The organism is Lacrimispora sp. 38-1 (assembly GCF_049890855.1).
In the GTDB taxonomy this organism is placed as follows: domain Bacteria; phylum Bacillota; class Clostridia; order Lachnospirales; family Lachnospiraceae; genus Lacrimispora.
The window spans coordinates 25,921-49,438 of sequence record NZ_JBANEW010000095.1 but is presented as its reverse complement, the minus strand read 5'-3'; the positions used below and the strand labels follow the sequence as shown (position 1 = coordinate 49,438).

Annotated in this window: 24 protein-coding genes and 1 other annotated feature; of the genes, 4 read left to right on the top strand and 20 right to left on the bottom strand. The window is 41.6% G+C overall.

Translation table 11 applies throughout. The features are described 5' to 3' along the window. Positions 1 to 8: 8 nt before the first annotated feature. Positions 9 to 1,187: a sugar ABC transporter substrate-binding protein gene (locus V7D18_RS23945; protein WP_426158164.1), complete on the bottom strand. Its 1,179-nt coding sequence runs from the start codon at positions 1,185 to 1,187 to the stop codon at positions 9 to 11. Positions 1,188 to 1,542: 355 nt separating this feature from the next. Between V7D18_RS23945 and V7D18_RS23940 the strand changes: the two genes are divergently transcribed. Both V7D18_RS23940 and V7D18_RS23935 read left to right on the top strand, forming a co-directional pair. Beyond that, positions 1,543 to 4,206, top strand: coding sequence for a LuxR C-terminal-related transcriptional regulator (locus V7D18_RS23940; RefSeq protein WP_426158163.1), 2,664 nt, complete (start codon positions 1,543 to 1,545; stop codon positions 4,204 to 4,206). Between the two features lie 61 nt (positions 4,207 to 4,267). After that, the gene (locus V7D18_RS23935) at positions 4,268 to 5,047 is read left to right on the top strand and encodes a flavodoxin family protein (RefSeq protein WP_426158162.1); all 780 of its coding nucleotides are present in this window, start codon (positions 4,268 to 4,270) and stop codon (positions 5,045 to 5,047) included. Between the two features lie 98 nt (positions 5,048 to 5,145). On the opposite strand, the gene V7D18_RS23930 is transcribed toward V7D18_RS23935, so the two are convergent. Beyond that, a complete protein-coding gene (locus tag V7D18_RS23930) occupies positions 5,146 to 5,628 on the bottom strand; it encodes a rod shape-determining protein (protein WP_426158161.1) in 483 nt (160 codons plus the stop codon). Between the two features lie 70 nt (positions 5,629 to 5,698). Then, on the bottom strand, positions 5,699 to 6,274 hold the full coding sequence (locus V7D18_RS23925) for a polysaccharide deacetylase family protein (RefSeq protein ID WP_426158159.1): 576 nt from the start codon (positions 6,272 to 6,274) through the stop codon (positions 5,699 to 5,701). Positions 6,275 to 6,453: 179 nt separating this feature from the next. Between V7D18_RS23925 and V7D18_RS23920 the strand changes: the two genes are divergently transcribed. Further along, positions 6,454 to 7,071 carry an AAA family ATPase gene (locus tag V7D18_RS23920; protein ID WP_426158157.1) on the top strand — a complete coding sequence of 206 codons (618 nt, stop codon included), beginning with the start codon at positions 6,454 to 6,456 and terminating at the stop codon, positions 7,069 to 7,071. 341 nt (positions 7,072 to 7,412) lie between these two features. On the opposite strand, the gene V7D18_RS23915 is transcribed toward V7D18_RS23920, so the two are convergent. From V7D18_RS23915 to V7D18_RS23835, 17 genes are all read right to left on the bottom strand, one after another. Continuing rightward, positions 7,413 to 7,616 (bottom strand): cold-shock protein, encoded by a 204-nt coding sequence (locus V7D18_RS23915; RefSeq protein WP_104439191.1) that lies wholly within the window; start codon positions 7,614 to 7,616, stop codon positions 7,413 to 7,415. A gap of 259 nt (positions 7,617 to 7,875) precedes the next feature. Further along, positions 7,876 to 8,247: a 50S ribosomal protein L7/L12 gene (gene rplL / locus V7D18_RS23910; protein ID WP_104439192.1), complete on the bottom strand. Its 372-nt coding sequence runs from the start codon at positions 8,245 to 8,247 to the stop codon at positions 7,876 to 7,878. 118 nt (positions 8,248 to 8,365) lie between these two features. Further along, the gene (gene rplJ, locus V7D18_RS23905) at positions 8,366 to 8,860 is read right to left on the bottom strand and encodes a 50S ribosomal protein L10 (protein ID WP_117417567.1); all 495 of its coding nucleotides are present in this window, start codon (positions 8,858 to 8,860) and stop codon (positions 8,366 to 8,368) included. A gap of 153 nt (positions 8,861 to 9,013) precedes the next feature. Continuing rightward, positions 9,014 to 9,157 (bottom strand) — a sequence feature (ribosomal protein L10 leader region). A 40-nt stretch (positions 9,158 to 9,197) separates the two neighbouring features. Next, positions 9,198 to 9,893, bottom strand: a complete 696-nt coding sequence (gene rplA / locus V7D18_RS23900) for a 50S ribosomal protein L1 (protein ID WP_314465957.1) — start codon at positions 9,891 to 9,893, stop codon at positions 9,198 to 9,200. Between the two features lie 156 nt (positions 9,894 to 10,049). Next, entirely contained in the window at positions 10,050 to 10,475 is a 426-nt protein-coding gene (rplK, locus tag V7D18_RS23895) for a 50S ribosomal protein L11 (protein ID WP_097002672.1), read from the bottom strand. Positions 10,476 to 10,560: 85 nt separating this feature from the next. Next, the gene (gene nusG / locus V7D18_RS23890) at positions 10,561 to 11,076 is read right to left on the bottom strand and encodes a transcription termination/antitermination protein NusG (protein WP_117417569.1); all 516 of its coding nucleotides are present in this window, start codon (positions 11,074 to 11,076) and stop codon (positions 10,561 to 10,563) included. A 23-nt stretch (positions 11,077 to 11,099) separates the two neighbouring features. After that, the gene (gene secE / locus V7D18_RS23885) at positions 11,100 to 11,303 is read right to left on the bottom strand and encodes a preprotein translocase subunit SecE (RefSeq protein WP_117417570.1); all 204 of its coding nucleotides are present in this window, start codon (positions 11,301 to 11,303) and stop codon (positions 11,100 to 11,102) included. A gap of 19 nt (positions 11,304 to 11,322) precedes the next feature. Continuing rightward, entirely contained in the window at positions 11,323 to 11,472 is a 150-nt protein-coding gene (gene rpmG, locus V7D18_RS23880) for a 50S ribosomal protein L33 (protein ID WP_013271142.1), read from the bottom strand. 231 nt (positions 11,473 to 11,703) lie between these two features. Beyond that, the gene (gene rfbD, locus V7D18_RS23875) at positions 11,704 to 12,549 is read right to left on the bottom strand and encodes a dTDP-4-dehydrorhamnose reductase (protein ID WP_426158151.1); all 846 of its coding nucleotides are present in this window, start codon (positions 12,547 to 12,549) and stop codon (positions 11,704 to 11,706) included. A gap of 25 nt (positions 12,550 to 12,574) precedes the next feature. Next, a complete protein-coding gene (gene rfbB / locus V7D18_RS23870; RefSeq protein ID WP_426158149.1) occupies positions 12,575 to 13,597 on the bottom strand; it encodes a dTDP-glucose 4,6-dehydratase in 1,023 nt (340 codons plus the stop codon). A gap of 12 nt (positions 13,598 to 13,609) precedes the next feature. Next, positions 13,610 to 14,491, bottom strand: coding sequence for a glucose-1-phosphate thymidylyltransferase RfbA (gene rfbA, locus V7D18_RS23865; RefSeq protein ID WP_117417573.1), 882 nt, complete (start codon positions 14,489 to 14,491; stop codon positions 13,610 to 13,612). Positions 14,492 to 14,576: 85 nt separating this feature from the next. Further along, on the bottom strand, positions 14,577 to 15,767 hold the full coding sequence (locus V7D18_RS23860) for a MerR family transcriptional regulator (protein ID WP_426158147.1): 1,191 nt from the start codon (positions 15,765 to 15,767) through the stop codon (positions 14,577 to 14,579). A 30-nt stretch (positions 15,768 to 15,797) separates the two neighbouring features. Continuing rightward, the gene (locus V7D18_RS23855) at positions 15,798 to 16,289 is read right to left on the bottom strand and encodes a GNAT family N-acetyltransferase (RefSeq protein ID WP_426158145.1); all 492 of its coding nucleotides are present in this window, start codon (positions 16,287 to 16,289) and stop codon (positions 15,798 to 15,800) included. A gap of 49 nt (positions 16,290 to 16,338) precedes the next feature. Next, positions 16,339 to 17,049, bottom strand: a complete 711-nt coding sequence (locus tag V7D18_RS23850) for a double zinc ribbon domain-containing protein (RefSeq protein WP_426158143.1) — start codon at positions 17,047 to 17,049, stop codon at positions 16,339 to 16,341. Between the two features lie 62 nt (positions 17,050 to 17,111). Then, a complete protein-coding gene (gene recD2, locus V7D18_RS23845; RefSeq protein WP_426158141.1) occupies positions 17,112 to 19,337 on the bottom strand; it encodes an SF1B family DNA helicase RecD2 in 2,226 nt (741 codons plus the stop codon). A 129-nt stretch (positions 19,338 to 19,466) separates the two neighbouring features. Beyond that, on the bottom strand, positions 19,467 to 20,477 hold the full coding sequence (locus tag V7D18_RS23840) for a rod shape-determining protein (RefSeq protein WP_349667511.1): 1,011 nt from the start codon (positions 20,475 to 20,477) through the stop codon (positions 19,467 to 19,469). A 409-nt stretch (positions 20,478 to 20,886) separates the two neighbouring features. Then, positions 20,887 to 22,443, bottom strand: a complete 1,557-nt coding sequence (locus tag V7D18_RS23835; RefSeq protein ID WP_426158139.1) for an ABC-F family ATP-binding cassette domain-containing protein — start codon at positions 22,441 to 22,443, stop codon at positions 20,887 to 20,889. A gap of 173 nt (positions 22,444 to 22,616) precedes the next feature. On the opposite strand from V7D18_RS23835, the gene V7D18_RS23830 reads away from it, so the two are divergent. Continuing rightward, positions 22,617 to 23,501 carry a putative ABC transporter permease gene (locus tag V7D18_RS23830; RefSeq protein ID WP_426158137.1) on the top strand — a complete coding sequence of 295 codons (885 nt, stop codon included), beginning with the start codon at positions 22,617 to 22,619 and terminating at the stop codon, positions 23,499 to 23,501. The last annotated feature ends 17 nt before the right edge of the window (positions 23,502 to 23,518 follow it).

Below are 23,518 nucleotides of genomic sequence, written 5' to 3'. Positions count from 1 at the left end.
GGATCCCTCTATTCTACATAAAGTCCTTGAATTATATCGGTGTACAGAGCTCCTTTGGGATCTTCTGCATCGCCCCAGCCATCTATAATCTTGCCAAGATCACCCATGGTGGTCTCTGCACTCAGCTGCGTTGTTACTATGTTACTGGCATTTAAGTCAAAATAACTTGGAGTTTCTTCTCCTAATAATTTTAGAGCAAGAAGACGGGTATCCACAATTCCAATGAGCTTTGGATCAACCGCCGCTGTAGATTTCCACACCTGTGGATTCTTAACCATCAGCTGGATATCATCATTGGATACGTCAATGGTATACATAGGAATATCAGTTCTGCCCGCATCATTGAGTGCCTGCAGAACGCCCTTGGCAAGCTCATCATAGCATCCCCAGATTGCATCGACGGATCCTTCCGGATACTTGGGCAGAATGGCTGCTGTCTTATTGGTCATATCCCCTCTTGCATTGGCAGAATCGGAAGGTGCAATTATCTCCAGAGTCTTAATCTTTCCTTCATCTTCCAGTTTGGTATAAATCTCGTTACGCCTGTCCAGAGGAGGAATGCCAGGGCCCATAAATGTTTTCAGCACCTTCATGGGATATTTGCCTCCCTTTGCCTCAAATTCCTTCATCATATAGCCCAGTGAAAGTTCTGCAAGTGCCTGATCATTCTGAGCGGTTGAGGTCACGCCTTCCAGAAGAAGACCATTTGCATCTCCGCCCTTAAAAGGCATGGTATCAAACGTCACAACTGCCATTCCCTTATCTCTTGCAGGCTTTAACATATCGTAAGAATAAGAAAGCTGTCCGTGAGATACAATCAGACCGTCATAGCCTTTTGCAATCACCTGTGCTACGGTCTCCTGCGCCTTTGCATCATCCCCATCCGTAACAAACGTATCTACAGTCCACCCAAATTTTTTGCCTTCTGATACACAGCCATCGAGGAATTGCTGTGTATGATCGCCGGCAGCTAAATTTCTGACAACTGCGACTTTCTTACCTTTCAGAGAACCTGCAGCCTGTGCTTCTGCTACCTTCTGTGCTGCTGTTGTGGTTTCTTCTGTTTTTGAAGCTTCTGTTTTTTTCTCTGTTTCTGCAGCCGTAGTCGCTGCTGTTGTCCCGCTGCCGCATCCCGTTGCCGAAAGAACCAATGCTGCTGCAAGAATCATTGCTAACCCCTTTTTCATAAAATAAACCTCCTTAAAATGAAAAATATAGTTTATTGCTCCGGACACACCCCGATATGTCCTTTATGTGGAAATTGTAACATATTAATTTTGATTTTTCAATATATTTTATTTATTTTTATTGATTTATTTTTGTTTTAAGTTGTTTTATTGTTGTATTTTTGTTGTTTTCGCATTTTTTCATTCCATATTTTGGCAAAATAGTGGTTTGAATAATTTCTCAGCCAAAAATCAAAATCATTCAACAAAATAAATTAACAATCAAATCAAAGCTATTATTATTTCTTTCATTATATTTTTTCCATATATGGTATAATCTGTAAGGACAAGAATTTTTTCAGGCAAGGAGAGTATTATGGAAAATCATATAGATCTTCTGGAAACTAAATTCAGTATTAATCACATTTACCGCCAGAAAGCCATAACAAGAGAGAATCTTTTTTGCATACTGGATGACGCAGTAAACACCAGACTTACCTTAATAAGTGCGCCGGCCGGATTTGGAAAAACGACTCTGTTAAGCTCCTGGATTACAATGCATAAAAAAAGATCAATATATGCAGCATGGCTCACGCTGGAGGCAGAGGACAATGAAGAGAACAGATTTTGGATTTATTTTGTTTCAGCAATAAAATCAGTAATACCAGACATCGGTGGAAAATCGTTAAATCTGTTAAATACCTCCAGAATAGGCGGCATAGAAACAATAATTACGGTACTGATCAATGAAATACTGGAGAACAGGAAAAGTTTCCTTTTTATAATTGAAGATCTGCATGTAATAAAAAATACGCAGATTCTGAATGGGTTGAAATTTTTTATTAATCACATGCCTTATAATATACACCTGATTATTACCAGCCGACTCCGCATAATATCCCAGCTATCAGGAATAAAGCACTCCAATAGTATCATTGAAATCGGAGTGGAAGAGCTGAAATTCACCAAAAACGAGACAGCAGCTTATATAAATGAAATCATGGAGCTAAAGGTTGCACAGGATCATTTAATCCGACTGTATGAACTAACAGAAGGCTGGCCGGTGGGGCTTCAGATTGCTGCATTATTCTGTAAACGTAAGGGCATAGAATCAATATATGATAAGCAGGTAATGATGCTTCAGTCAAATTTCGCTGATTATTTCATGGAAGACATCTTAAACAGCCAGTCTCCTGCCGTTTATGAGTTTCTGATAAAGACATCGCAGTTAAATGCGTTCTCCTGTGAGCTGTGCCAGGCTGTGACTGATATGGAAAATTGTAATGAACTGTTAAAGCAGGTGCTTGAGATGAATCTCTTTATCTCCTGTTTCGATCAAAAGGATCAATGGTATCGATATCATAGTCTTTTTGCTGCTTTTTTAAGAAAGAAAGCAAAAGAAGAGCAGCCTGGATTAGTGAAAGATATATATTGGAAGGCTGGACAATGGTACGAAATAAAAGGATATACACAGGAAGCCTGTACCTGCTATCTGAAGGCGCAAAACTATGAGAAGGCAATTCATTTAATCGATCAGATCAGCAGTCCTCTTATTTATCAGGGACAGTTTACAGTGATTGAAAAATGGATAGAATGTATACCGGCACAATATGTATTCAGGAATATACGGTTGATGCTGGATTACGTATGGATATATTTATCCAGACATAAAGTCAGTGATGCCAGTTATTATATAGAGCTGATTGAAAAAGAATCTGAAGATGCAACACTGCCGTCAGACGTTAAAGGGGAGTTTCTTATTGCAAAAGCATTTATCAAAATGGATCATCTGGAAGAAAGTATTCAGCTGTTAAAAAACGCCATGGAGCTGGTGGATTCGTTTAACCCCAATTATGCAGCAGCTTTAATGAGTATTGCAACCACATACATTGTTCATGGTGATGTTCCGGAGGCAGAAGAATATTACTCAAAAGCACTTACAGCCAGTATTAAAATTGAAAATCTGTATTCGGCCGCTTATTCCTGGGGAGGGCTTGGTATGATGATGACCTGCCAGGGCAGATTCAGAGAAGCAGAAATACTATATCAGGAAGCGGAAAATTATTTAAAAGAAAAAGGCGGAAATTCCATTCCATTATTAGGAATTGTTTTTTCAGGATTATCAGAAATATTTTATATGAAAAATGATATAGAACACGCTGCTGAGTATTCAGATAAAGCAATAGAAATGTTTGAAAAGGGCGGCATTTTTGATATAAAAAATAATTGCTATGTAATAAAAGCCCGGTCATTGTTAGCCAAAGGCAGTAACTGCAGGGCAATTGAAGTAATGGATAAAGCACTGGTTCTGTCAGAGAAAGATAACACTTATGGCTTCAAAAGACATATTGAATACTGCAGGGCAAGAATTTTTCTGGATATGGGTGAAATAGAGAAAGCAGAAGATTTTATTGAACAATATCATTTGTCCCATACGGATCATTTAAAAAAATATAATCTTCATGATTATGTTCTGCTGGCAGAAATACTGGTTAAAAGAAAAGAATATATAAATGCCCTTCTTTGTATTGATGAAATATTGAAACTGGACAGTATTGGCGGGCTTTATGAAATGCAGTTAGAAATACTAAAATCAGACGCATTGCAAAGTATATCAAAACCAGAAGCTGCTTTTGCGGAGTTACATAAGGCGCTGATCAAATGCTCGAATGAAAATTATTTGAGATTATTGATCAATTATGGATCCAGAATGAAATCTATGCTGAATGATTTTCTGACCTTGAAAAATACCATTTCTGACAATCGGAGCCTGATGTATGCCAAAGAAATTTTAAAATTTTTTGATGAGAGATCTCAGAAAACAGTCAAAGAAAAACCGCTTTTGACCAAAAGAGAACTGGAGGTATTAAAGCTGATCAGTGACGGTGCAAGTAATGAAGAAATCGCACAATCATTGTTTATCTCAGTCAGTACGGTAAAAAGTCATATCCTGAATCTGTTTACCAAGCTGGAAGTGAAAAGCCGTTCGAAAGCAGTGGTCGAAGCAGAAAAAAGAGGTATAATTCATACTATTTACTGATTTATTCAGCTCCAGAATGTTGTATCATGGATGCAACAATATATATTTTGGAGGAAAAATCATGAAAATCACAGCAATTATTGGAAGCCCCAGAAAAAATGGTGATTGTTTCAAAACAATAGAAATGATAGAAAAAAGTTTCAACAGGATCAGTGAATCACAGGTGGAATATGTATTTCTCAGGGATTTAGATTTAGGATTTTGTAAAAGCTGTCTCTTGTGTTATACAAAAGGAGAACAGTATTGCCCCCATATTCAGGTTACCGGTTTATTACTTGAAAAAATGATGGACTGTGATATTGTGATATTTGCCTGCCCGGTTTATGAACAGCATGTTACTGCATTAATGAAAAATTTTTATGATAATTTTTCCTTTCTGTTTCATAGACCGCGTTTTTTTGGCAAAAAGGCAATTCTGCTTTCCTCCACTGGAGGTTCCGGCTTAAAAGGAACGCTTAACTATATGAAAATGACGGCAGTCGGGTGGGGATTTGATATTGCAGGTATAGTAGGCGTTTGCGGATCTACATTATCATCAGATGAGAAATATAAAACGGACGTTCAGATTAGAATTGACAAACTGGTGGATAAAATATACAAAAAAAGAAAAGCAGACCAGCCATCCTTATATCAACTTGCAATGTTCCGTGCAATGCAGTGTAAAGCTCTAAAATCAGCACAAAAGAAAAATATCGAATATAATTACTGGCTGGAACGCGGCTGGTTAGAAAAAAACTACTATACCAGTCAAAAAATAGGGATTGCCAAAAGATTTTACTCTGATTTTCTAAAATATATAATGAGAAAAATGATGAATGGCAAAAATATAATAATTAACTAAATCGGATGTATGGTGTATTTTGAAGATTATGTGAACCTCCAGATTGGTATAAGATAAAATTATCAGTTTGGAGGTTTACATATCAGAATAATCTTATTCTAAAGCTTATTAGGTATAATACCGATAACAATACTGTAGTTCTTTGCTAATTCTCTTTTAATATCTTCAAACTCCAGTTTAAAAATATTAACCTTCCTTGCTCCAGCCGCATAGAACACATCTTGAAATGCTTTTATTTCCACCCCTGTTAATTCAAAAGGGATACATACAGCAACAGTTGGTTTAAATATTTTATATGTTATACCTGGAAGAATATTTTTAAAAATCAATTTCACTACCATAACAGTTTCCAAAAATTCGGCAACTACGTTTCTCTTAAAAGTAGAATAAACAGAAATTTCACCCATATCACTACTTTCAATTGCGTCAATATATTGGTATGCCGCTTTCCCAACTGCAATAACTTTATGCGATTCATTTATAGCGATAACTGCATAATCAGAGTATGTTTGCATTGACTTTGAAGTATATCCTCGTATTTCAACGGGAGAAAAATCTCCCTCTAATCCTTTAATTCCCATAACTATTTCACCTTCCGTTTTTAATAAAGGACTTTTTCATTTTTATTTAATATATGCTATCTCTAATACCCTAAATAATTTTACTTTTTCTAAATTTTCCATCTCTATGCAACGTATCCACATCCCACAGTACCACCGTCATATTGGTTGTGCACTCCAATTCCTCATTCCACGACCCATAGGGCGGTCGAAGGTACTGGGGCCGTACTCCCGTAATAGCCTCTATCTGGCGGTTATTTTCCTCAATCTGCTCGCAGGCATTGGACACAGCCTCCTTATTCATCTGTACGTGACTATAGCCATGGTTTCCGATGAGGTGCCCATCCTCCTGCATCTGCTTCACAATTGCTTCCTTGCCTATCACATTTTTTCCCAGAAGAAAAAAGGTAGCATGGACACCCCGTTTGCGAAGACCGTCTAAAAGCATGGGTGTATAAACGGAATGAGGTCCGTCGTCAAATGTCAGTGCAATCTGTTTATCACCGGAAAACTGTTTCCGAATCTCTTCCTTTGCCTCTCCTCCGGCATCTGCCGGAAGAAACAATGTATTTTTTGCCTCACTGTAATTATAATACAACGCCCCTGCAAAGGCAATATCCAGTACAATGACTGCCAACAGACAGGCCAATTTCCATCTTATTTTCATAAACTCACAAGCCGGCTTTCTGCTTTTATTAAACAATCTATGGTCTTTAAGGTCAAAATAAAACCAGAAAATTTCAGTTTTTTTCTATCTTTCCCTTCTAAAATACGCTATAATTAAGATATATTAACAATATATTTCTAAATATTGTGTACAATCCCTAAGGGAAGGAGCGGATTAAAATGGAGCACAGGATCATTGCAATCGGCCGCCAGTTCGGCAGCGGAGGACACGAGATCGCATTCAGACTATCTGAGGAATTGGGGGTTCCCATGTATGACCGGGATCTGGTGGAAATGGCTGCGGAAAAACTGGGTCTTTCAGAAATCACTATTGAGGCAGTAGATGAATCAGTTTTCAACACATTTCTGTCTACGTACCGTTATAACGGTCTTGCCCCAAGAAGAATTCCATTAAATGACAGCACGTTCGAGACACAAAGTAAAATCATTGAAAGCCTGGCTGATAAAGGGCCATGCATATTTGTAGGCAGATGTGCTGACTACGTTCTGCGGGAAAATCCTCTATGTCTGAATATATTTCTCTACGCAGCATTCAAGGACCGCACCGAGCGTATTATGAAGCGCTATAACATCTCGAAAAAAGAAGCGGAAGCATCCATTAAAAAAATGGACCACCGCCGAAAGCAGTATTACGAGACATATACAGACCGGAGGTGGGGAAACATTGAATCCCATCAGATTCTGTTTAACATCAGCCAATTGGGAATCACCCGGACCATTGACACAATCAAACACCTCTATGCCGACCCCATATCCGCTCTTTCAACCGAAAAATAATACATAATCCCACATGAAAACTTACTTATCACGTACTGACTTCTGAAACATCGTTTAGAATTAAAACAGGCAGACACCGGAAAATCCTGTATTTTTCTGATCTCTGCCTGTTTTCAAATTTCAGTAAACCGATATCCTACTCCTACCTCAGTTATAATAAACCTGGGATTGGGATTCCTTCCTGATCTGACTCAACAGGATAAAACATCAGCGTAAGAAGGGGAAGCAGGGTAACCGCTCCGGTAAGAAAATCGGCCTCATCCTTATATATGCAAAAAGGGCTGCCTTCCATTAAAATGGTGGCAACCCTCAAAAGGCTTATTTTTCAACTAAGGATCTAATTAAGCCAGGCAAACATTAACTGCCTGAAGACCGCGATTTCCTTCTGTTGTTTCATAAGTTACTTTCTGTCCCTCTTCAAGAGTCTTGTAACCATCAGAAACGATTCCTGAGAAGTGTACAAATACTTCCTCGCCAGTTGCATCATTTACGATGAAACCATATCCCTTAGCACCATTAAACCATTTTACTGTACCGTTGTTCATAACGCGTACCTCCTATAATAAATAAAAAATAATTTGATATATCGCCTGAAACAAAAAATCACATATTTTTGTAAACCATCATCCGAAAATAATGACTTACAAAAATATGTGAAATCATAACTCCATTCGATATTACACGTACATTCTACCCCGAAAACGTAAAAATGTCAAGACAAAACTGATATTCCCAATAGGAAAAACAGGGTCCTGTCCCTTTTAAAGAGGTATGGACCCTGTTCAGTCATAGACGATAATTTAATTACTTTAAAGTAACTTTTGCGCCTTCTGCTTCTAAAGCAGCTTTGATCTGATCTGCTTCTTCTTTGGAAGCGCCAGCCTTTAATACCTTAGGAGCTCCGTCAACTACGTCTTTTGCTTCTTTTAAGCCTAAGCCTGTAGCTTCACGAACAACTTTGATAACCTTAACCTTGTTAGGACCAACTTCTGTTAATTCTACGTCGAATTCAGTCTTCTCTTCAGCTTCTGCTGCTGGGCCTGCTGCTGCAACTACTACGCCTGCTGCTGCAGATACACCAAATTCTTCCTCACATGCCTTTACTAATTCGTTTAATTCTAATACAGATAATTCTTTGATCGCTTCGATAAATTCAGCTGTTGTTAACTTTGCCATGATAATATACCTCCGTAATTAATATGTTTTTTTAATGGAAGTTCGGTTCGCCTTTGGCTCACCGAACGGCTGATTTACTAAATTCAGGCTGCACATTCGTTTGCCTTCATTAAGTAAATCATGCCTCTGCGCCCTGTCCGTCTGCAATCTGCTTGAGAACACGTGCAAAGTTTGTGATAGGAGACTGGATGCTTCCCAGTAACTTTCCAAGAAGAATTTCTCTGGAAGGAATGCTGGAGATCTTCTCCATAGCTTTTGCATCATAGAAAATGCCTTCTACAACACCGCCCTTGATTTCAAGAGCCGGAGCTGTCTTAGCGAATTCAGCCAGGATTCTTGCTGGAGCTGTTGCATCTGTCTTGGATACAGCAATTGCTGTCGGTCCTTCCAGAACCGGATCCAGAGCTTCAAATGCTGTTCCCTTAGCAGCAAAACGGATCATGGTATTCTTATATACCTTGTAAGAAATTCCAGCCTCTCTTAACTTCTTACGAAGATCTGTATCCTGAGCAACTGTGATACCACGGTAGTCTACAACAACTGCGGTCTCAGCGCCTTCCAGTAATTCCTTAATCTCGCTTACTACTGGCTGTTTTAATTCAACTTTTGCCATTATGGTTTACCTCCTGTTTAGTCTAAGCCCTGCAGCTGCCTGCAAAAGCCTGTTCGTATAAACTGCAAAGGAAGTCCGATTAGCCTCTTGGCTAACTGAACGGCTATTTCCCCGAACTCAGCCCATGCTTACGCCTGACCTCACTCAGAAAAATATACCAAAGAAAAACCTCTCCGCCAAATGGACAGAGAGGTTTACAATTCATTTACACAAAATGATTCTTGCATATTCCTCGGCAGGCGTTATCACCTTATGCCTTGCGGCACCTGCTGTCTTCGGCAGTCAATACTTGATTAGTATAACATTATTTATAATACATGTCAACCACAAAGCAAAATTAGCTCATTAACTTTGCTACATTCAGCTTTACGCCAGGTCCCATGGTGGAAGCAAGTGTAACGCTCTTTAAATAAGCACCTTTAACTGTACTTGGTTTTGCTTTAACGATTGCATCAACAAGCGTCTGGAAGTTGTCCGCTAACTGTTCTTCTGTAAAAGAAGCCTTTCCAACTGGCACGTGGATAATATTTGTTTTATCAAGTCTGTACTCAACCTTACCAGCTTTGATATCATTGATTGCTTTTGTTACATCCATGGTAACGGTACCAGCTTTTGGGTTTGGCATTAAGCCCTTAGGTCCAAGGACACGTCCTAAACGACCAACTACACCCATCATGTCTGGAGTAGCAACAACTACATCAAAATCCAGCCAGCCTTCGTTCTGGATCTTCGGAATTAATTCCTCTGCTCCAACGAAATCCGCTCCTGCAGCCTGTGCCTCATCAGCCTTAACACCCTTAGCGAAAACTAAGATGCGAACAGTCTTACCTGTACCGTGAGGAAGTACTACGGCACCACGGATCTGCTGGTCTGCGTGACGTCCGTCACAACCGGTTCTGATATGAGCTTCAATGGTTTCATCAAATTTAGCACTTGCATTCGTCTTAACTAAAGAGATTGCTACTGGTGCATCGTAGAGAACAGCACGATCTACTGTCTTAGCTGCCTCTGCGTATCTTTTTCCTCTTTTCATTCTAAATAACCTCCTAGTGGTATTGTCGGGGATTTTCCCTCCCACGTTACAAAACTTCGCCATCCAAGATAAAGGAAGTCCGATTTGCTTCGCGGCTCACCGAACGGCATGAGTTGCGAAACTCTGCCGGCGCTATACTTGGCTTTGCTAAGAATCTTAAGCCTCTACTGTGATACCCATACTTCTTGCGGTACCAGCGATCATGCTCATAGCTGCTTCAACAGATGCAGCATTTAAATCTGGCATCTTTAATTCAGCGATCTTCTGTAACTCAGCCTTGGAAATGGTAGCTACTTTTGTCTTGTTTGGAACTGCAGATCCTGATTTAAGCTTGCATGCTTTCTTCAGTAATACAGCAGCTGGCGGAGTTTTGGTTATGAAGCTGAAGCTTCTGTCCGCATAAACAGTAATAACAACCGGAATGATTAAATCTCCCTGGTCAGCTGTTCTTGCATTGAATTCTTTTGTAAACTGTACGATGTTCACACCATGCTGTCCAAGTGCCGGACCTACAGGAGGAGCTGGTGTAGCCTTTCCTGCTGGAATCTGCAATTTGATATATCCCGTTACTTTCTTTGCCATAATTAGGCACCTCCTAAATAAATGTGGTATTGTCGGGGATTTCCCTCCCACGAGCCTATACAACGGTATAAGCCGCTTTTACTTGTTACATCTTCTTTATCTCGCTGAAATTCAGTTCCACCGGTGTCTCCCGGCCAAACATCTCAACGTTAATGGTGATGGTTTTCTTACCTTCGTTGATGGACTTGATAGCACCAACAGTATCCTTCCATGCACCGGAAGTTACCACAACGGTATCTCCCACTTCAAAGCCAACAATGACTTCTTCATTCTTGAATCCAAGCTTCTGCATCTCATCTTCTGTCAGAGGAACCGGTTTTGATCCAGGACCTACAAAGCCTGTTACACCACGGGTATTACGTACAACATACCATGTATCATCGTTCATGACCATGTGAATCAGTACGTATCCGGGGAACATCTTTTTATCGGCCTTTTTTTCCACGCCATTCTTAAGCTCAATGACGGATTCAAGAGGAACCGATACTTCCAGAATCTGATCCTGCAAGTTTCTGTTTTCGATTGTTTTTTCAATGTCAACTTTTACTTTGTTTTCATAACCTGAATAGGTATGGACTACATACCAATTTGCTTCTGACATAAACTCACCTTAACCCTTACGAATTATAAGATAAAACTGAGACCAAACTTGATGATCAGATCAAGAATCGCAATAATCAGTCCTAGAGCAATCGCAGATGACATAACAGCGATTGTTTGTTTCGTTACGGTTTCTTTGTCAGGCCAAACGATCTTGGCGAACTCAGATTTCAAACCTTTTACAAAGCTTTTTTTCTGAACTCCCTCGTTGTTCACTGTATCTCCCATAATCTGCCTCCTAAACTAATTACTTCGTTTCTTTGTGCATTGTATGGCTCTTACAGAATCTGCAATACTTCTTGGTTTCCATTCTGTCCGGATGAGTCTTCTTATCCTTGGTCATGTTGTAGTTACGCTGTTTACATTCAGTACATGCCAGTGTGATTTTTGTGCGCACGACTTCCACCTCCACTTAAATTATCGTTGTTGTGTTTTCAGTCCCTTTTTTCTGCTGCAAGAAATTTTGAGCATAAAAAAAAGACCTAAGCTCTTCCATTCGCCCAATTACTATAACATACAGGACTGGATTCGTCAATCTTTTTTTAGAAATACCTGCTAAATTGTAGGATTCAGACATTATAACACGGGAAACTTAAAAATGCAAGCCTAAAGTTTCCCGTGTGTATGCTTAATACTCGATCTCTGTCAGATACCGCCTTAACGCATCCTGCCAGGAAGGAAGCGGCTGAAAGCCATTCTCCTTCAGCTTATCTTTGCTCATTCTGCTGTTCATCGGACGTTTGGCCTTTACCGGGAACTGATCAGAAGTAACCGGTTCAACCGTAACATTCATGCCTGCCTGTCTAAAGATTTCACCGGCAAATTCATACCAGCTGCAAAGGCCCTCATTGGTGGCATGGTAACGTCCGTATTTTTCCGTTTCAATCATATCCACCAGAAGGCGGGCAAGGTCAAAGGTGTAAGTGGGAGAACCAACCTGATCTGCGACAACATTCAGTTTATCCCTGGTTTTTCCCATATTAAGCATGGTCTTGATAAAGTTCTTGCCGTTTACGCCGAACACCCAGGCAATACGTACAATAAAATACTTATCAAGGTTCTCTTCTACCTCCAGCTCCCCTTCGTACTTCGTCTGTCCGTAAATATTTAACGGTTCTCTGTTATCATCAGGCATCCAGGGGCGGGTTCCCTGACCGTTAAATACGTAATCTGTACTGATATACATCATTGGGATATCAAGATCCCTGCACACTCTGGCGATGTTACCGGTTCCCCTGGCATTGACATTCCTGCATAATTCCTCATTCTCTTCTGCAGCATCCACAGCTGTATAAGCAGCGCAATGAATGACTGCATCAGGAGCAGCTTCCCGGATTACCCGGTTTACACTTTCCTCATCCGTGATATCCATCTCTTCGATATCCACGCCCACTGCCTCATGGTTCCGTTTTTTCAGCTCATTTACTACGTCATATCCAAGCTGGCCCTTTACGCCAGTAACTAATACTCTCATCACTGCCTCACTTTACGATTGGAATTTATAAACGTTTTCCGTACATATTATCAAAATAATTCTGGTATTCTCCGTTTACAATATGCTTCCACCAGTCCTCATGATCCAGATACCACTGTATGGTCTGTCGGATTCCGGTGTCAAAATTATATTTTGGCTTCCAGCCAAGCTCTGTTTCCAGTTTCTTCGGATCAATGGCGTAACGTCTGTCGTGACCTGGGCGGTCTGTTACATATTTGATTAAGCTTTCCGGTTTATCCAGTTCTCTTAAAATAGTCTTCACCACTTCTAAATTGGTGCGTTCGTTATGTCCGCCTACATTATAGACTTCCCCTGCTCTGCCTTCGTGAATGATTAAATCAATTGCCTCACAGTGGTCAGATACATGAAGCCAGTCTCTTACATTCTCTCCTGTTCCATACACGGGCAGATCCTCATCTGCCAGAGCCCGGCTGATAATTAACGGAATCAGCTTCTCCGGGAAATGATACGGTCCATAGTTGTTGGAGCATCTGGAAATGGTAACAGGAAGTCCGAATGTTCTCTGGTATGCCAGAACGAATAAGTCAGCGCTGGCCTTTGATGAGGAATAAGGGCTTGATGTATGAAGCGGAGTTTCTTCTGTGAAAAATAAATCCGGCCGGTCAAGAGGCAGATCTCCATAAACCTCATCTGTAGAAACCTGATGGTAGCGTTTGATTCCATAGGTGCGGCATGCATCAAGCAGGGTTGTGGTACCCATAACATTGGTTCTTACAAAGCTTTCAGGATCAGTAATCGAACGGTCTACATGGCTTTCTGCTGCAAAGTTTACGATTACATCCGGTTTCTCTTTTTCAAATAAATCGAAAATAAATGTTCTGTCAGCAATGTCGCCCTTGACAAAACGATAATTAGGTTTGTCTTCCACAGGTTTTAAGGTCTCTAAATTTCCTGCATAGGTTAAAAGGTCCAGATTGATTATCTCATAATCCGGGTATTTATTTACCATATGATGTACGAAGTTTCCGCCGATGAATCCAGCTCCTCCGGTAACGATTATTTTCATTGATTTGCTCCTTTACTTATCGATATATTTTCCTGCAAGCACATCCATCAGATACTGACCATACTGGTTCTTCTTTAATGGTTCAATACTCTTTTCCAGCTGATCCTTTGTGATCCAGTGGTTTAAATAAGCAATCTCTTCCAGACAGGCGAGTTTTCTGTGCTGATGGGTTTCCATGGTCCGGACAAAATTAGTGGCATCTACCAAAGACTCATGGGTCCCTGTATCAAGCCAGGTAAATCCCTGACCCAGAAGCTCCACATCCAGCTTGCCCTCTTCCAGGTAAATGCGGTTTAAATCTGTAATCTCCAGTTCACCGCGGGCGGAAGGCTTTAGGTTCTTCGCATATTCCACAACTTTATTGTCATAAAAATAAAGACCTGTCACGCAGTAATTGCTCTTTGGTGCAGACGGCTTCTCTTCAATGGAAACAGCCTTTCCTTCCGAATCAAACTCCACAATTCCAAAGCGTTCGGGATCATCCACGTAATAACCGAATACAGTGGCTCCATCCTTTTTATTTGCTGCATGAAGAAGACGCTTTGTAAGACCGTGACCTGCAAAGATGTTGTCTCCAAGAATCATGGCAACACTGTCGTCTCCGATAAATTCCTCTCCTATAACAAAGGCCTGTGCAAGACCGTCGGGAGATGGCTGTACAGCGTAGGATAACTGAATCCCGAACTGTGATCCGTTTCCTAACAGCGCCTCAAACCTCGGTGTGTCATCGGGAGTGGATATAATCAGAATATCCCGGATCCCTGCATTCATCAAAACAGAAAGCGGATAGTAAATCATGGGTTTATCATAAATAGGCAGTAACTGTTTGGACGTTACCATGGTAAGCGGATACAGCCTGGTGCCGGACCCCCCGGCAAGAATTATTCCCTTCATTATTTATTTCCTCCATATTCATTCATACTGCTATCATAAAGGGTGACGTAACGTCACGGTCAAGTCTTTTTCTATTACTTTTTTCTTATTTTGTGCAAATAAATACACCAGCCTGCTTTGTAATATGGATAAAACCCTTTTTCACCATCTTCTTTTTCAGATATTCACGGAATTCTTCATATCTGTCGATTAAAAACTCCTGCTGATTTCCGTGACAGGATAAAATATATTCCATCAGTGCACCTGCATCAGTAACCTTAAGATGGTCATCATAAATTTCTTTTTTTACAGATTTAAAATGGCTCTTCAGGATCTCTTCTCCATTGTCCAATCCAAAAACATCATAAAGATTTACTTCTGAGAGGACAATTCTGGAATCAAATTCCAGTACCAGCTGTCTGATCTCTTTCATATGCTCTCTGCCATAAGTGCTGCAGTAAAAGATTCCGCCCTTTTTTAAAACCCTGTAAACCTGAGTTAATGCCGCATCAAGATTTGTTAAATAAAACAGTACATGATTAGCAGCGGCAGCATCAAAGCTTTCATCCGGCTTTTTAATCTGCCTGCAGTCCAGAACTTCAAAAGAGATCTGCCCCGTGACCTGTCTTAAGTTTTCCTGTGCATCACGAACCATGCCCTTGGATACATCCGTCAGGCAAAGCTTCGCATCTGAGGGAATCCGGTCTTTATTTACCCGCCACAACTCTCCGTTCCCGCAGCCCAGTTCCAGAATGTGTTTCCCGTTTAAGGGCTCCATCTGATCATAAAGCCACTGAAACCAGCCCAAAGGATTGGTGGCATATTTTTTATGAAGACCAATCCGAATGCTTACATTGGCTGCATCCTTGTACTGCTCCACCAGGGTCTTTTCCATATTTGTAATATGGATTAAGTGAAGAATTTTATTCCAGTCCACAGACTGGCGGTCAGCAACCAGTTTCGAGGTCTCTGTTAACGTCTGTTCTACCAGTTTTAAATGTTCAATTCTCTTCCGGATCAGATTCAGCTGAAGCTTGATTGATTCTCCCACATAATCATGATCCTTATCATTAATGGTAATGGAACGGATTTCATCAAGAGAAAATCCCAGATACTTAAGAGAGAGTATCTTCTGCAGTTTTGCAAAATCCGAATCTGTATAAAGCCGGTATCCGCCGGCGCTCATGCCTGCAGGCTTTAACAGTCCCTGCTTGTCATAATACCGGACAGTCCGTATGGAAACACTGGCCTTTTTCGCAAATTCTCCGGAAGTATAGTACCCTTCAATGTGGCTCATTTTCCTCTCCCTCTCTCATTTTAATCCGTGTTACAGAATTATCTGATAATTTTCTATATCCAGAATTTCCCCAAATTTTTCCCCTACCTCTCGAATCGTTCCGCAGTGAACAAATCCAAGCTGTTCATGAAGTTTCATACTGGCTTCATTGCCTCCTGTAATTACGGATACAACCGTATGTATGTCTTCCCTTTCCCTCGCCATCTTAAGAATAACTGCAGCCAGCTTTCCGGCAATTCCTCTTCTGCGGTATTCCCTGTCAATGTAAATGGATAATTCCACCGTCTCTTTATAAGCTTCTTTGGGACGATAGGCGGAAAGACTTGCATAGCCAACTGCCTTTCCATCTTCCTCCGCTACAATCAGGGGATGATTTCCAACATTATGTTCGCGGAACCATACCATGCGTTCCTCCATTGTTTTAGGAGTAAAATCAAAGGTGGCAAAACCATGCTCTGCCTCATAATTATAAATATCCAAGAGCTGCGGCATATCTTTTTCTACTGCGGTTCTGATGTTCATTCCCATTCCTCCTGAGTCAATCAGTATTATTTATGTATCATACATCAAACTACTGCCCTCGTCCAATACAAATTGTTAAAAAATACACCTTCCTGATTCCCGATTTTTTCAGCACACGGGTACAGGCTTCCACTGTACTTCCAGTCGTATAAATGTCATCAATTAAAATGATATTTTCAAGGCCTTCAACCATCTTTCCCGGCAAAAAAGCTTCCTCCAGATTTTTTAAACGCTCTGTGGGATTGAGAGCCTTCTGGGGCATGGTTTTCTTGTTTCTCACCAGAATATCAGGAAAGACAGGAATCTTAAGTCCCGCTCCGATTCTGCATGCAAGAAGCTCAGCCTGGTTAAATCCCCTCTCTTTTTTTCTCGATGGATGAACCGGCACCGGAACGAGACCACCGGCACCCATACGCCTGATAATCTTCTCATAACGCAGACTTATGGCGTCTCCGTAAAAATCTAAATATTCCCGTTTATTTTTGTATTTTATCTTAGCCATGGAGTTTTTGGCGTATTCGTCGTAATTAATCAGAGCCCTGCCATATTCAAAAGTTCTTTTGTGTTTCATACAGTCAAAGCAATATTCTATGTCGCTGCTAAAGACCTCCTTGCCGCATTTTTTACATACAGGGTCCTTAACGAAAGACAGCACTTTCACACATTCGGGACAGATCAGCCTGCCTTTCGGCATAACGATCCCGTCACAGACCGGACACCTCCGCGGAAATAAGAGGTCAATAAAAAAAGAGGATTGCATAAGGATTGATTCTCCTTTTAAGAATTGTAAGACAGGCAGACAGGACCGTCTGCCTAAAGAATTTAAGGCAGCTTATTTATTTCACAGATACGTTCCTTTAATCCGGAATATCTGCGCTGTTCCATTTCGTTATTTACCATATCCTGAAACGTGACCGGCATCCCCACCAGACAAACGCAGGTTTTTGCACGGGTAACTGCTGTATAGATTAAGTTTCTTGTCATCAGCATTCTTGGACCGGGGAAAACAGGAATTACCACTGCTGGATACTCACTTCCCTGTGATTTATGAATGGTTATGGCATAAGCCAGTTCCAGCTCTTCCAACTGTTTATAGCTGTACTCCACCAGACGTCCTTCATCAAATTCCACAGTTACCATCTCCGCAAACGAATTCATCTCCCGGATGATCCCGATGTCTCCGTTATAAATTCCAGTTCCCTTTTCTACCGGAATTCCATACTTGTTTCTGACTTCCCATTCCATATTATAATTGTTCCTGATCTGCATCACCTTATCGCCGGTCCGGTAAATCACCCCTGCAGACTCACGCTCCTGCTTTGCCTCTGAAGGCGGATTTAAATACTCCTGCAGAATAGAATTAAGCCGCTCCACTCCAATGGCGCCCTTTCTCATGGGCGTCATAATCTGAATGTCATAGGGGTCTGCGTGAACATAGGCCGGAAGTTTGCTCTGAACCAGTGTAATCATGGCATTGATGATGGTATTCGGTTCTTCCCTCTTGATAAACAAAAAATCATTGCTTTTTTTACCCAGGGGAACTGATTCCCCCCGGTTAATCATATGGGCATTAACAACAATATCACTCTGTGTGGCCTGGCGGAAGATTTTCGTCAGCATTACCACATTGAAGCACTGGGATTCAATCAAATCTCTCAGCACATTTCCAGGACCCACGCTTGGAAGCTGGTTTACATCTCCCACCAGTATGAGTCTTGTTCCGGGGTTTATGGCCTTTAGCAGAGACTGCATAAGATGAATGTCCACCATGGACGTCTCATCGATAATAACAGCATCGGCATCCAGCGGATTCTCTTCATTTCGTTCAAAATGCATGGATACGGAACGTTCGTCTCCCGGAACCCCTGTCAGCTCTAAAAGCCGGTGTATGGTCCGTGCCTCATATCCAGTCGCTTCCGTCATACGCTTTGCTGCCCTGCCCGTTGGAGCTGCCAGTAATATCTCCATCTCCTCACTTTCAAAAAAGCGGATAATGGTATTAATGGTAGTGGTCTTTCCGGTTCCAGGTCCGCCGGTGATAATGAGAAGTCCGCTGTTTACCGCCTCTACCACTGCCATTACCTGTTTTTCATCCAGCTCAATCTGCTCTTTCTCCTGAATCTTAACAAGTCTGGTCCTGATTTCCTCCTCTGGCATGGTTCCTCTGATATTTAAATCATGAAGCATCTTGGCCACATTCAGTTCCATATAATAATACTGGGATGCATAAACGGTCCGTTTCCCGTCTGTCTCCCTGATAATCAGGCGCTTGTCCAGCTGCATGTCCATCAGATGCTTTTCTATGGATGCCTGCTCCACTTTTAAAAGCTCAGAAGCGGAGGAAAGCAGCTCCTCTTCGGGCAGGTAAGTATGACCGTTTGAAGTTGCCTGCAGAAGGGTATAAAGAACTCCGCATTTGATACGGAAATCCGAGTCTGTAAAAATGCCTGCTTTCCTGGCAATCTCATCCGCCATCTTAAATCCCACACCGGATATATCATCTGCCATCTGATAGGGATTTTCCTTAACAATACTGTAAAGTCTGGGGCCGTATTCCTGATAGATCTTCACTGCAAGATTCATGGAAATACCGTATTCCTGAAGAAACATCATCGCCTGGCGCATCTCTTTTTTCTGTTCAACCTGATTGGAGATGGACATGGCAAGCTTTTCACTGACACCCTTTACCTCGGAAAGACGCTCAGGCTCTTCTTCCATAATCCGGAAGGTATCGGCTTTAAACCGGCGGACAATCCTTGCTGCCAGCGCTGCACCCACGCCCTTAATCGCTCCGGATCCCAGATAACGTTCCATGGCAGCGGTATCTTCCGGAGCTTTTATTTCATAGCTTTCGACAGACAGCTGTTCTCCGTAAACGGGGTGTTCCGTCAGAATCCCCACCGCCTCAATCCGTTCCCCTTCACTGATGTAATGAAAATTACCTACCAGCGTATATTCCTCGCCGTCTTCTGAAAGGCTCAGTACCGTATAACCGTTGTCTTCGTTCCTGTATTTAATTTTTTCTACAAATCCGCAGACTGTCGCCATGTTTCCTCCGTAAAATGCTAAGAGACTGCCGCAAAAGGAGCCCTGCCGGAATCTTTGGATACCGCCAGGGCCGTTAAGAGCAGTTTTGTTAATCATCAAAGCTGAACACAAATATCAGCCTGTACCTGATTAAAATTCTGTTTTATTGTTTCCGCCATGCATAAATTCAATAAATTTACCGGTTCCAATGGCAACTGCAGTCAGCGGATCCTCAGCAATCATAGTTGTGATGCCTGTCTTCTCTTCGATCAGGGCATCTAACCCGCTTAATAAAGAACCGCCTCCTGTTAAGACAATTCCTCTGTCAAAAATGTCGGCAGCCAGTTCCGGCGGAGTTCTCTCCAGAACATTATGAACCGCATCCACAATCTGCATCGCCGGCTCTTTTAAAGCATCAAGAGTCTCGTCCGAGGTTACAACAATGGTCTTTGGCAGTCCGGTTACTAAGTTTCTTCCTCTTACTTCCATGGTTAAAACTTCCGGTCTGCGGTATGCAGCTCCGATGTTGATCTTAATCTCTTCCGCCGTTCTTTCGCCGATCAGAAGGTTGTGCTTCTTACGCATATAACGGACAAGAGCCTCATCAAAATCATCACCAGCAACCTTAATGGAGGTGCTCACAACTGTGCCGCCTAAAGAAATCACTGCAATATCGGAAGTACCGCCGCCAATATCCACAATCATATTGCCGCAGGCCTTGGAAATATCAATCCCTGCGCCGATAGCCGCTGCAACCGGTTCCTCGATAATGGCCACTTCTCTGGCTCCTGCCTGATAGGTTGCATCTTCAACCGCTTTTTTCTCAACTTCAGTGGCGCCGCTCGGTATGCAGACACTGATTCTAGGCTTTCTTAAGGTCTTCTTTCCTACTGCTTTGTTGATAAAATACTTCAGCATCTTTTCCGTTACCGTGTAATCGGAAATTACACCCTGGCGCAAAGGTCTGACTGCTACAATATTACCCGGTGTTCTTCCGATCATCAGCCTTGCTTCTTCTCCGATTGCCTTTATTTTATTGGTATCACGGTCTATAGCCACAACTGACGGCTCTTTTAAAACAACACCCTTACCTTTGATATAAACCAGTATGCTTGCTGTACCTAAATCAATTCCAATGTCATTAGACATCATCATAATAATCTTCCTCCTGTTCGCTGTATCCTGTTCCCAGGGTTTCCTTTATCTTCAAATTTATGTTAATTGGTAAATGAAGTCACATTTTCTATCTTATTATATACAATAACCCTGGGTTTTGAAAGGGTTTTTTTAATTTTTATTTTGTTTATGTTTTTTTAATGTGTAGGACACATTTTCTTCACATTTATATCATATACTGATAATACGTTATCCGAAAGGATGACGGGCCTTTTGTTTCAAGTAACTTACTTGAAATCACAAAGCTTTTTCATACTCATACCGGACGGTGCAAACCGTCCGGCCCCCCTAAAAGATTATGCATCCGTTTCCATATGACAGGAAACGGATTTTTTCTGTTTAAAATACGGGATTCTATTCTGTTTCAAGGAATTGAATCCCGTATATTTTATAATCAGGATAGCTTTAACGCCCACTCTCTGCAGTCTATTACCTTAGTTGCAACTCCCTCATAAAATTCCGGCTCATGACAGATTAACAGAATGCTTCCCTTATATTCCATCAACGCTCTTTTCAGTTCTTCTTTTGCTTCCACATCAAGATGGTTCGTCGGCTCGTCCAATAGAAGAACATTGGTTTCCCTGTTTAGCAGCTTACACAGACGAACCTTCGCCTGCTCGCCTCCGCTGAGCACCCTTACCTGACTTTCAATATGTTTGGTTGTAAGGCCACATTTGGCAAGGGCCGAACGGACCTGATACTGGGTATAGGAAGGAAACTCTTTCCATATCTCTTCAATACAGGTGGTCGTATTTCCAGGAGCCATCTCCTGTTCAAAATATCCGATGGACAGATAATCACCCAGCTCCACATTACCGTTTAAGGAAGGGGTCAGACCCAGAATGCTTTTCAGCAAAGTAGTCTTTCCAATGCCGTTGGCTCCCGATAAAACAACCTTTTCGCCTCTTTCCATGATTAAATTAAGTGGTTTTGATAATGGCTCCTCATATCCGATTACCAGTTCCTTCGTCTCAAAGATCATCTTTCCCGCTGTACGCGCTTCCATAAAATGAAACTCAGGCTTTGGTTTATCCTTGGAAAGCTCAATTACATCCATTTTATCCAGCTTCTTCTGCCTGGACATGGCCATATTCCTGGTGGAAACCCGGGCTTTGTTGCGCGCCACAAAATCTTCCAGCTCTGCGATTTCCTGCTGCTGCCTCTTATATGCTGATTCAAGCTGTGCCCGTTTTACAGCATAGACTTCCTGGAACTTTTCATAATCTCCCACATAGCGGTCCAGTGCCTGATTTTCCATATGGTAGATAATATTTACAACACTGTTTAGGAATGGTATGTCATGGGAAATCAGAATAAACGCGTTTTCATACTCCTGAAGATAACGTTTCAGCCACTCAATATGCTGTACATCCAGGTAATTGGTGGGCTCGTCCAGAAGAAGTATATCCGGCTTTTCAAGCAGCAGCTTTCCCAAAAGAACCTTGGTTCTCTGTCCGCCGCTCAGTTCCGTCACATCCTTATCGATTCCCATATCACTTAACCCCAATGCTCTCGCAACTTCCTCCACCTTGGAATCGATAATATAAAAATCATGTGCCATTAAAAGATCCTGAATGGTTCCCAGCTCTTCCATCATGGAATTCATGGTTTCCTCGTCCGCCTCTCCCATCCGGTCACAGATATCATTCATCTGTTCTTCCATTTGAAACAGAAAGGCAAATGCGCTTTTTAAAACGTCACGGATGGTCATTCCTTTTTCCAAAACAGTATGCTGGTCTAAATAACCCACACGGACTCTCTTTGCCCACTCAACTTTTCCTTCATCCGGCTGAAGTTTCGCCGTTATGATATTCATAAATGTGGATTTTCCCTCTCCATTGGCTCCGATCAGGCCGATGTGCTCTCCCTTTAATAACCGGAATGACACGTCCTGAAAAATGGCGCGGTCTCCAAAACCATGTGTCAAATGTTCTACGTTTAATATACTCATCAAAAAAACTCCTTCATAAGTGCAATTCCACTAACCGAAACATCATAATTCTACATGAACAACGCAATTAAGGCAAGCATATTTTGCCTCAGTCTTACGTATTTCGGTTGCAAAAACGGACAAAACCGTATATGATAGATCCAACATGAATACACGAAGAAAGGGATATAAGCATGTACGTATATACTTGGTATCAGTGGCTGCTGTTTTTTTTCATTTATTGCTTTCTCGGCTGGGTAATCGAATCCACTTATGTTTCTGTGAAAAGCTTTCATTTTGTAAACCGGGGTTTTTTAAGGCTCCCCTTACTTCCGCTCTATGGCAGCGGTGCAATCCTCATGCTTTTCTTATCTCTTCCTGTAAAAGGAAATCTGCTTCTTGTGTTTCTATTTGGTATGGCCGGGGCCTCTGTTCTTGAGTACTTAACCGGTTATATCATGGAACGCTTATTTAAAATGAAATACTGGGATTACAGTAATAATCCATTTAATTTAAACGGATATGTCTGTCTGGGCACCTCCATTGCCTGGGGATTTCTCACCATTCTTCTGACAGAAGTGGTACACCGTCCCCTGGAGTGGCTGGTTTTTCGCCTCAGTGCAGTGACATGTATCTCCCTGGTAACAGGAATTGGCATCCTTTTTGTTTATGACACCGTTCAGTCCACAAAGGCAGCTCTTGATCTGGGTATGGTACTGGAATCCTTAACTAAAATCAGGTCTGAGCTGGAGGAAGTTCAGGTCCAGATGTCACTTTTAAAAGCAGAAACCGCTCAGAAAGTTTCCGAGCTGAAATCCGAGACCATGCAGAAAGCTGCTTCCGTAAAAGAAGAAACCATGGTGAAGCTCACATCTCTTAAGACAGAAACTACCAATGCAATTAAAGAATCCGCTTTGGCAGAGCGCCTTCAGGCCCTGACCGAAACCAGGGAAAAGCTGACCGGACGGCTTACCTTTTATCCCAAAGGACTTCTTAAACGCAACCCTTCCGCCTCTTCCCGTCTGTTTGGAGAAGCACTCCGGGAATTAAAGGAGAATACTAAGAAATTCAAAAAATAACAAAAAGAAGGATTTCC

Coding starts and splice junctions, on each gene's coding strand:
- V7D18_RS23945 (WP_426158164.1), bottom strand. CDS start 1,187: ATGAAAAAGGGGTTAGCAATGATTCTTGCAGCAGCATTGGTTCTTTCG.
- V7D18_RS23940 (WP_426158163.1), top strand. CDS start 1,543: ATGGAAAATCATATAGATCTTCTGGAAACTAAATTCAGTATTAATCAC.
- V7D18_RS23935 (WP_426158162.1), top strand. CDS start 4,268: ATGAAAATCACAGCAATTATTGGAAGCCCCAGAAAAAATGGTGATTGT.
- V7D18_RS23930 (WP_426158161.1), bottom strand. CDS start 5,628: ATGGGAATTAAAGGATTAGAGGGAGATTTTTCTCCCGTTGAAATACGA.
- V7D18_RS23925 (WP_426158159.1), bottom strand. CDS start 6,274: ATGAAAATAAGATGGAAATTGGCCTGTCTGTTGGCAGTCATTGTACTG.
- V7D18_RS23920 (WP_426158157.1), top strand. CDS start 6,454: ATGGAGCACAGGATCATTGCAATCGGCCGCCAGTTCGGCAGCGGAGGA.
- V7D18_RS23915 (WP_104439191.1), bottom strand. CDS start 7,616: ATGAACAACGGTACAGTAAAATGGTTTAATGGTGCTAAGGGATATGGT.
- rplL (WP_104439192.1), bottom strand. CDS start 8,247: ATGGCAAAGTTAACAACAGCTGAATTTATCGAAGCGATCAAAGAATTA.
- rplJ (WP_117417567.1), bottom strand. CDS start 8,860: ATGGCAAAAGTTGAATTAAAACAGCCAGTAGTAAGCGAGATTAAGGAA.
- rplA (WP_314465957.1), bottom strand. CDS start 9,893: ATGAAAAGAGGAAAAAGATACGCAGAGGCAGCTAAGACAGTAGATCGT.
- rplK (WP_097002672.1), bottom strand. CDS start 10,475: ATGGCAAAGAAAGTAACGGGATATATCAAATTGCAGATTCCAGCAGGA.
- nusG (WP_117417569.1), bottom strand. CDS start 11,076: ATGTCAGAAGCAAATTGGTATGTAGTCCATACCTATTCAGGTTATGAA.
- secE (WP_117417570.1), bottom strand. CDS start 11,303: ATGGGAGATACAGTGAACAACGAGGGAGTTCAGAAAAAAAGCTTTGTA.
- rfbD (WP_426158151.1), bottom strand. CDS start 12,549: ATGAGAGTATTAGTTACTGGCGTAAAGGGCCAGCTTGGATATGACGTA.
- rfbB (WP_426158149.1), bottom strand. CDS start 13,597: ATGAAAATAATCGTTACCGGAGGAGCTGGATTCATCGGCGGAAACTTC.
- rfbA (WP_117417573.1), bottom strand. CDS start 14,491: ATGAAGGGAATAATTCTTGCCGGGGGGTCCGGCACCAGGCTGTATCCG.
- V7D18_RS23860 (WP_426158147.1), bottom strand. CDS start 15,767: ATGAGCCACATTGAAGGGTACTATACTTCCGGAGAATTTGCGAAAAAG.
- V7D18_RS23855 (WP_426158145.1), bottom strand. CDS start 16,289: ATGAACATCAGAACCGCAGTAGAAAAAGATATGCCGCAGCTCTTGGAT.
- V7D18_RS23850 (WP_426158143.1), bottom strand. CDS start 17,049: ATGCAATCCTCTTTTTTTATTGACCTCTTATTTCCGCGGAGGTGTCCG.
- recD2 (WP_426158141.1), bottom strand. CDS start 19,337: ATGGCGACAGTCTGCGGATTTGTAGAAAAAATTAAATACAGGAACGAA.
- V7D18_RS23835 (WP_426158139.1), bottom strand. CDS start 22,443: ATGAGTATATTAAACGTAGAACATTTGACACATGGTTTTGGAGACCGC.
- V7D18_RS23830 (WP_426158137.1), top strand. CDS start 22,617: ATGTACGTATATACTTGGTATCAGTGGCTGCTGTTTTTTTTCATTTAT.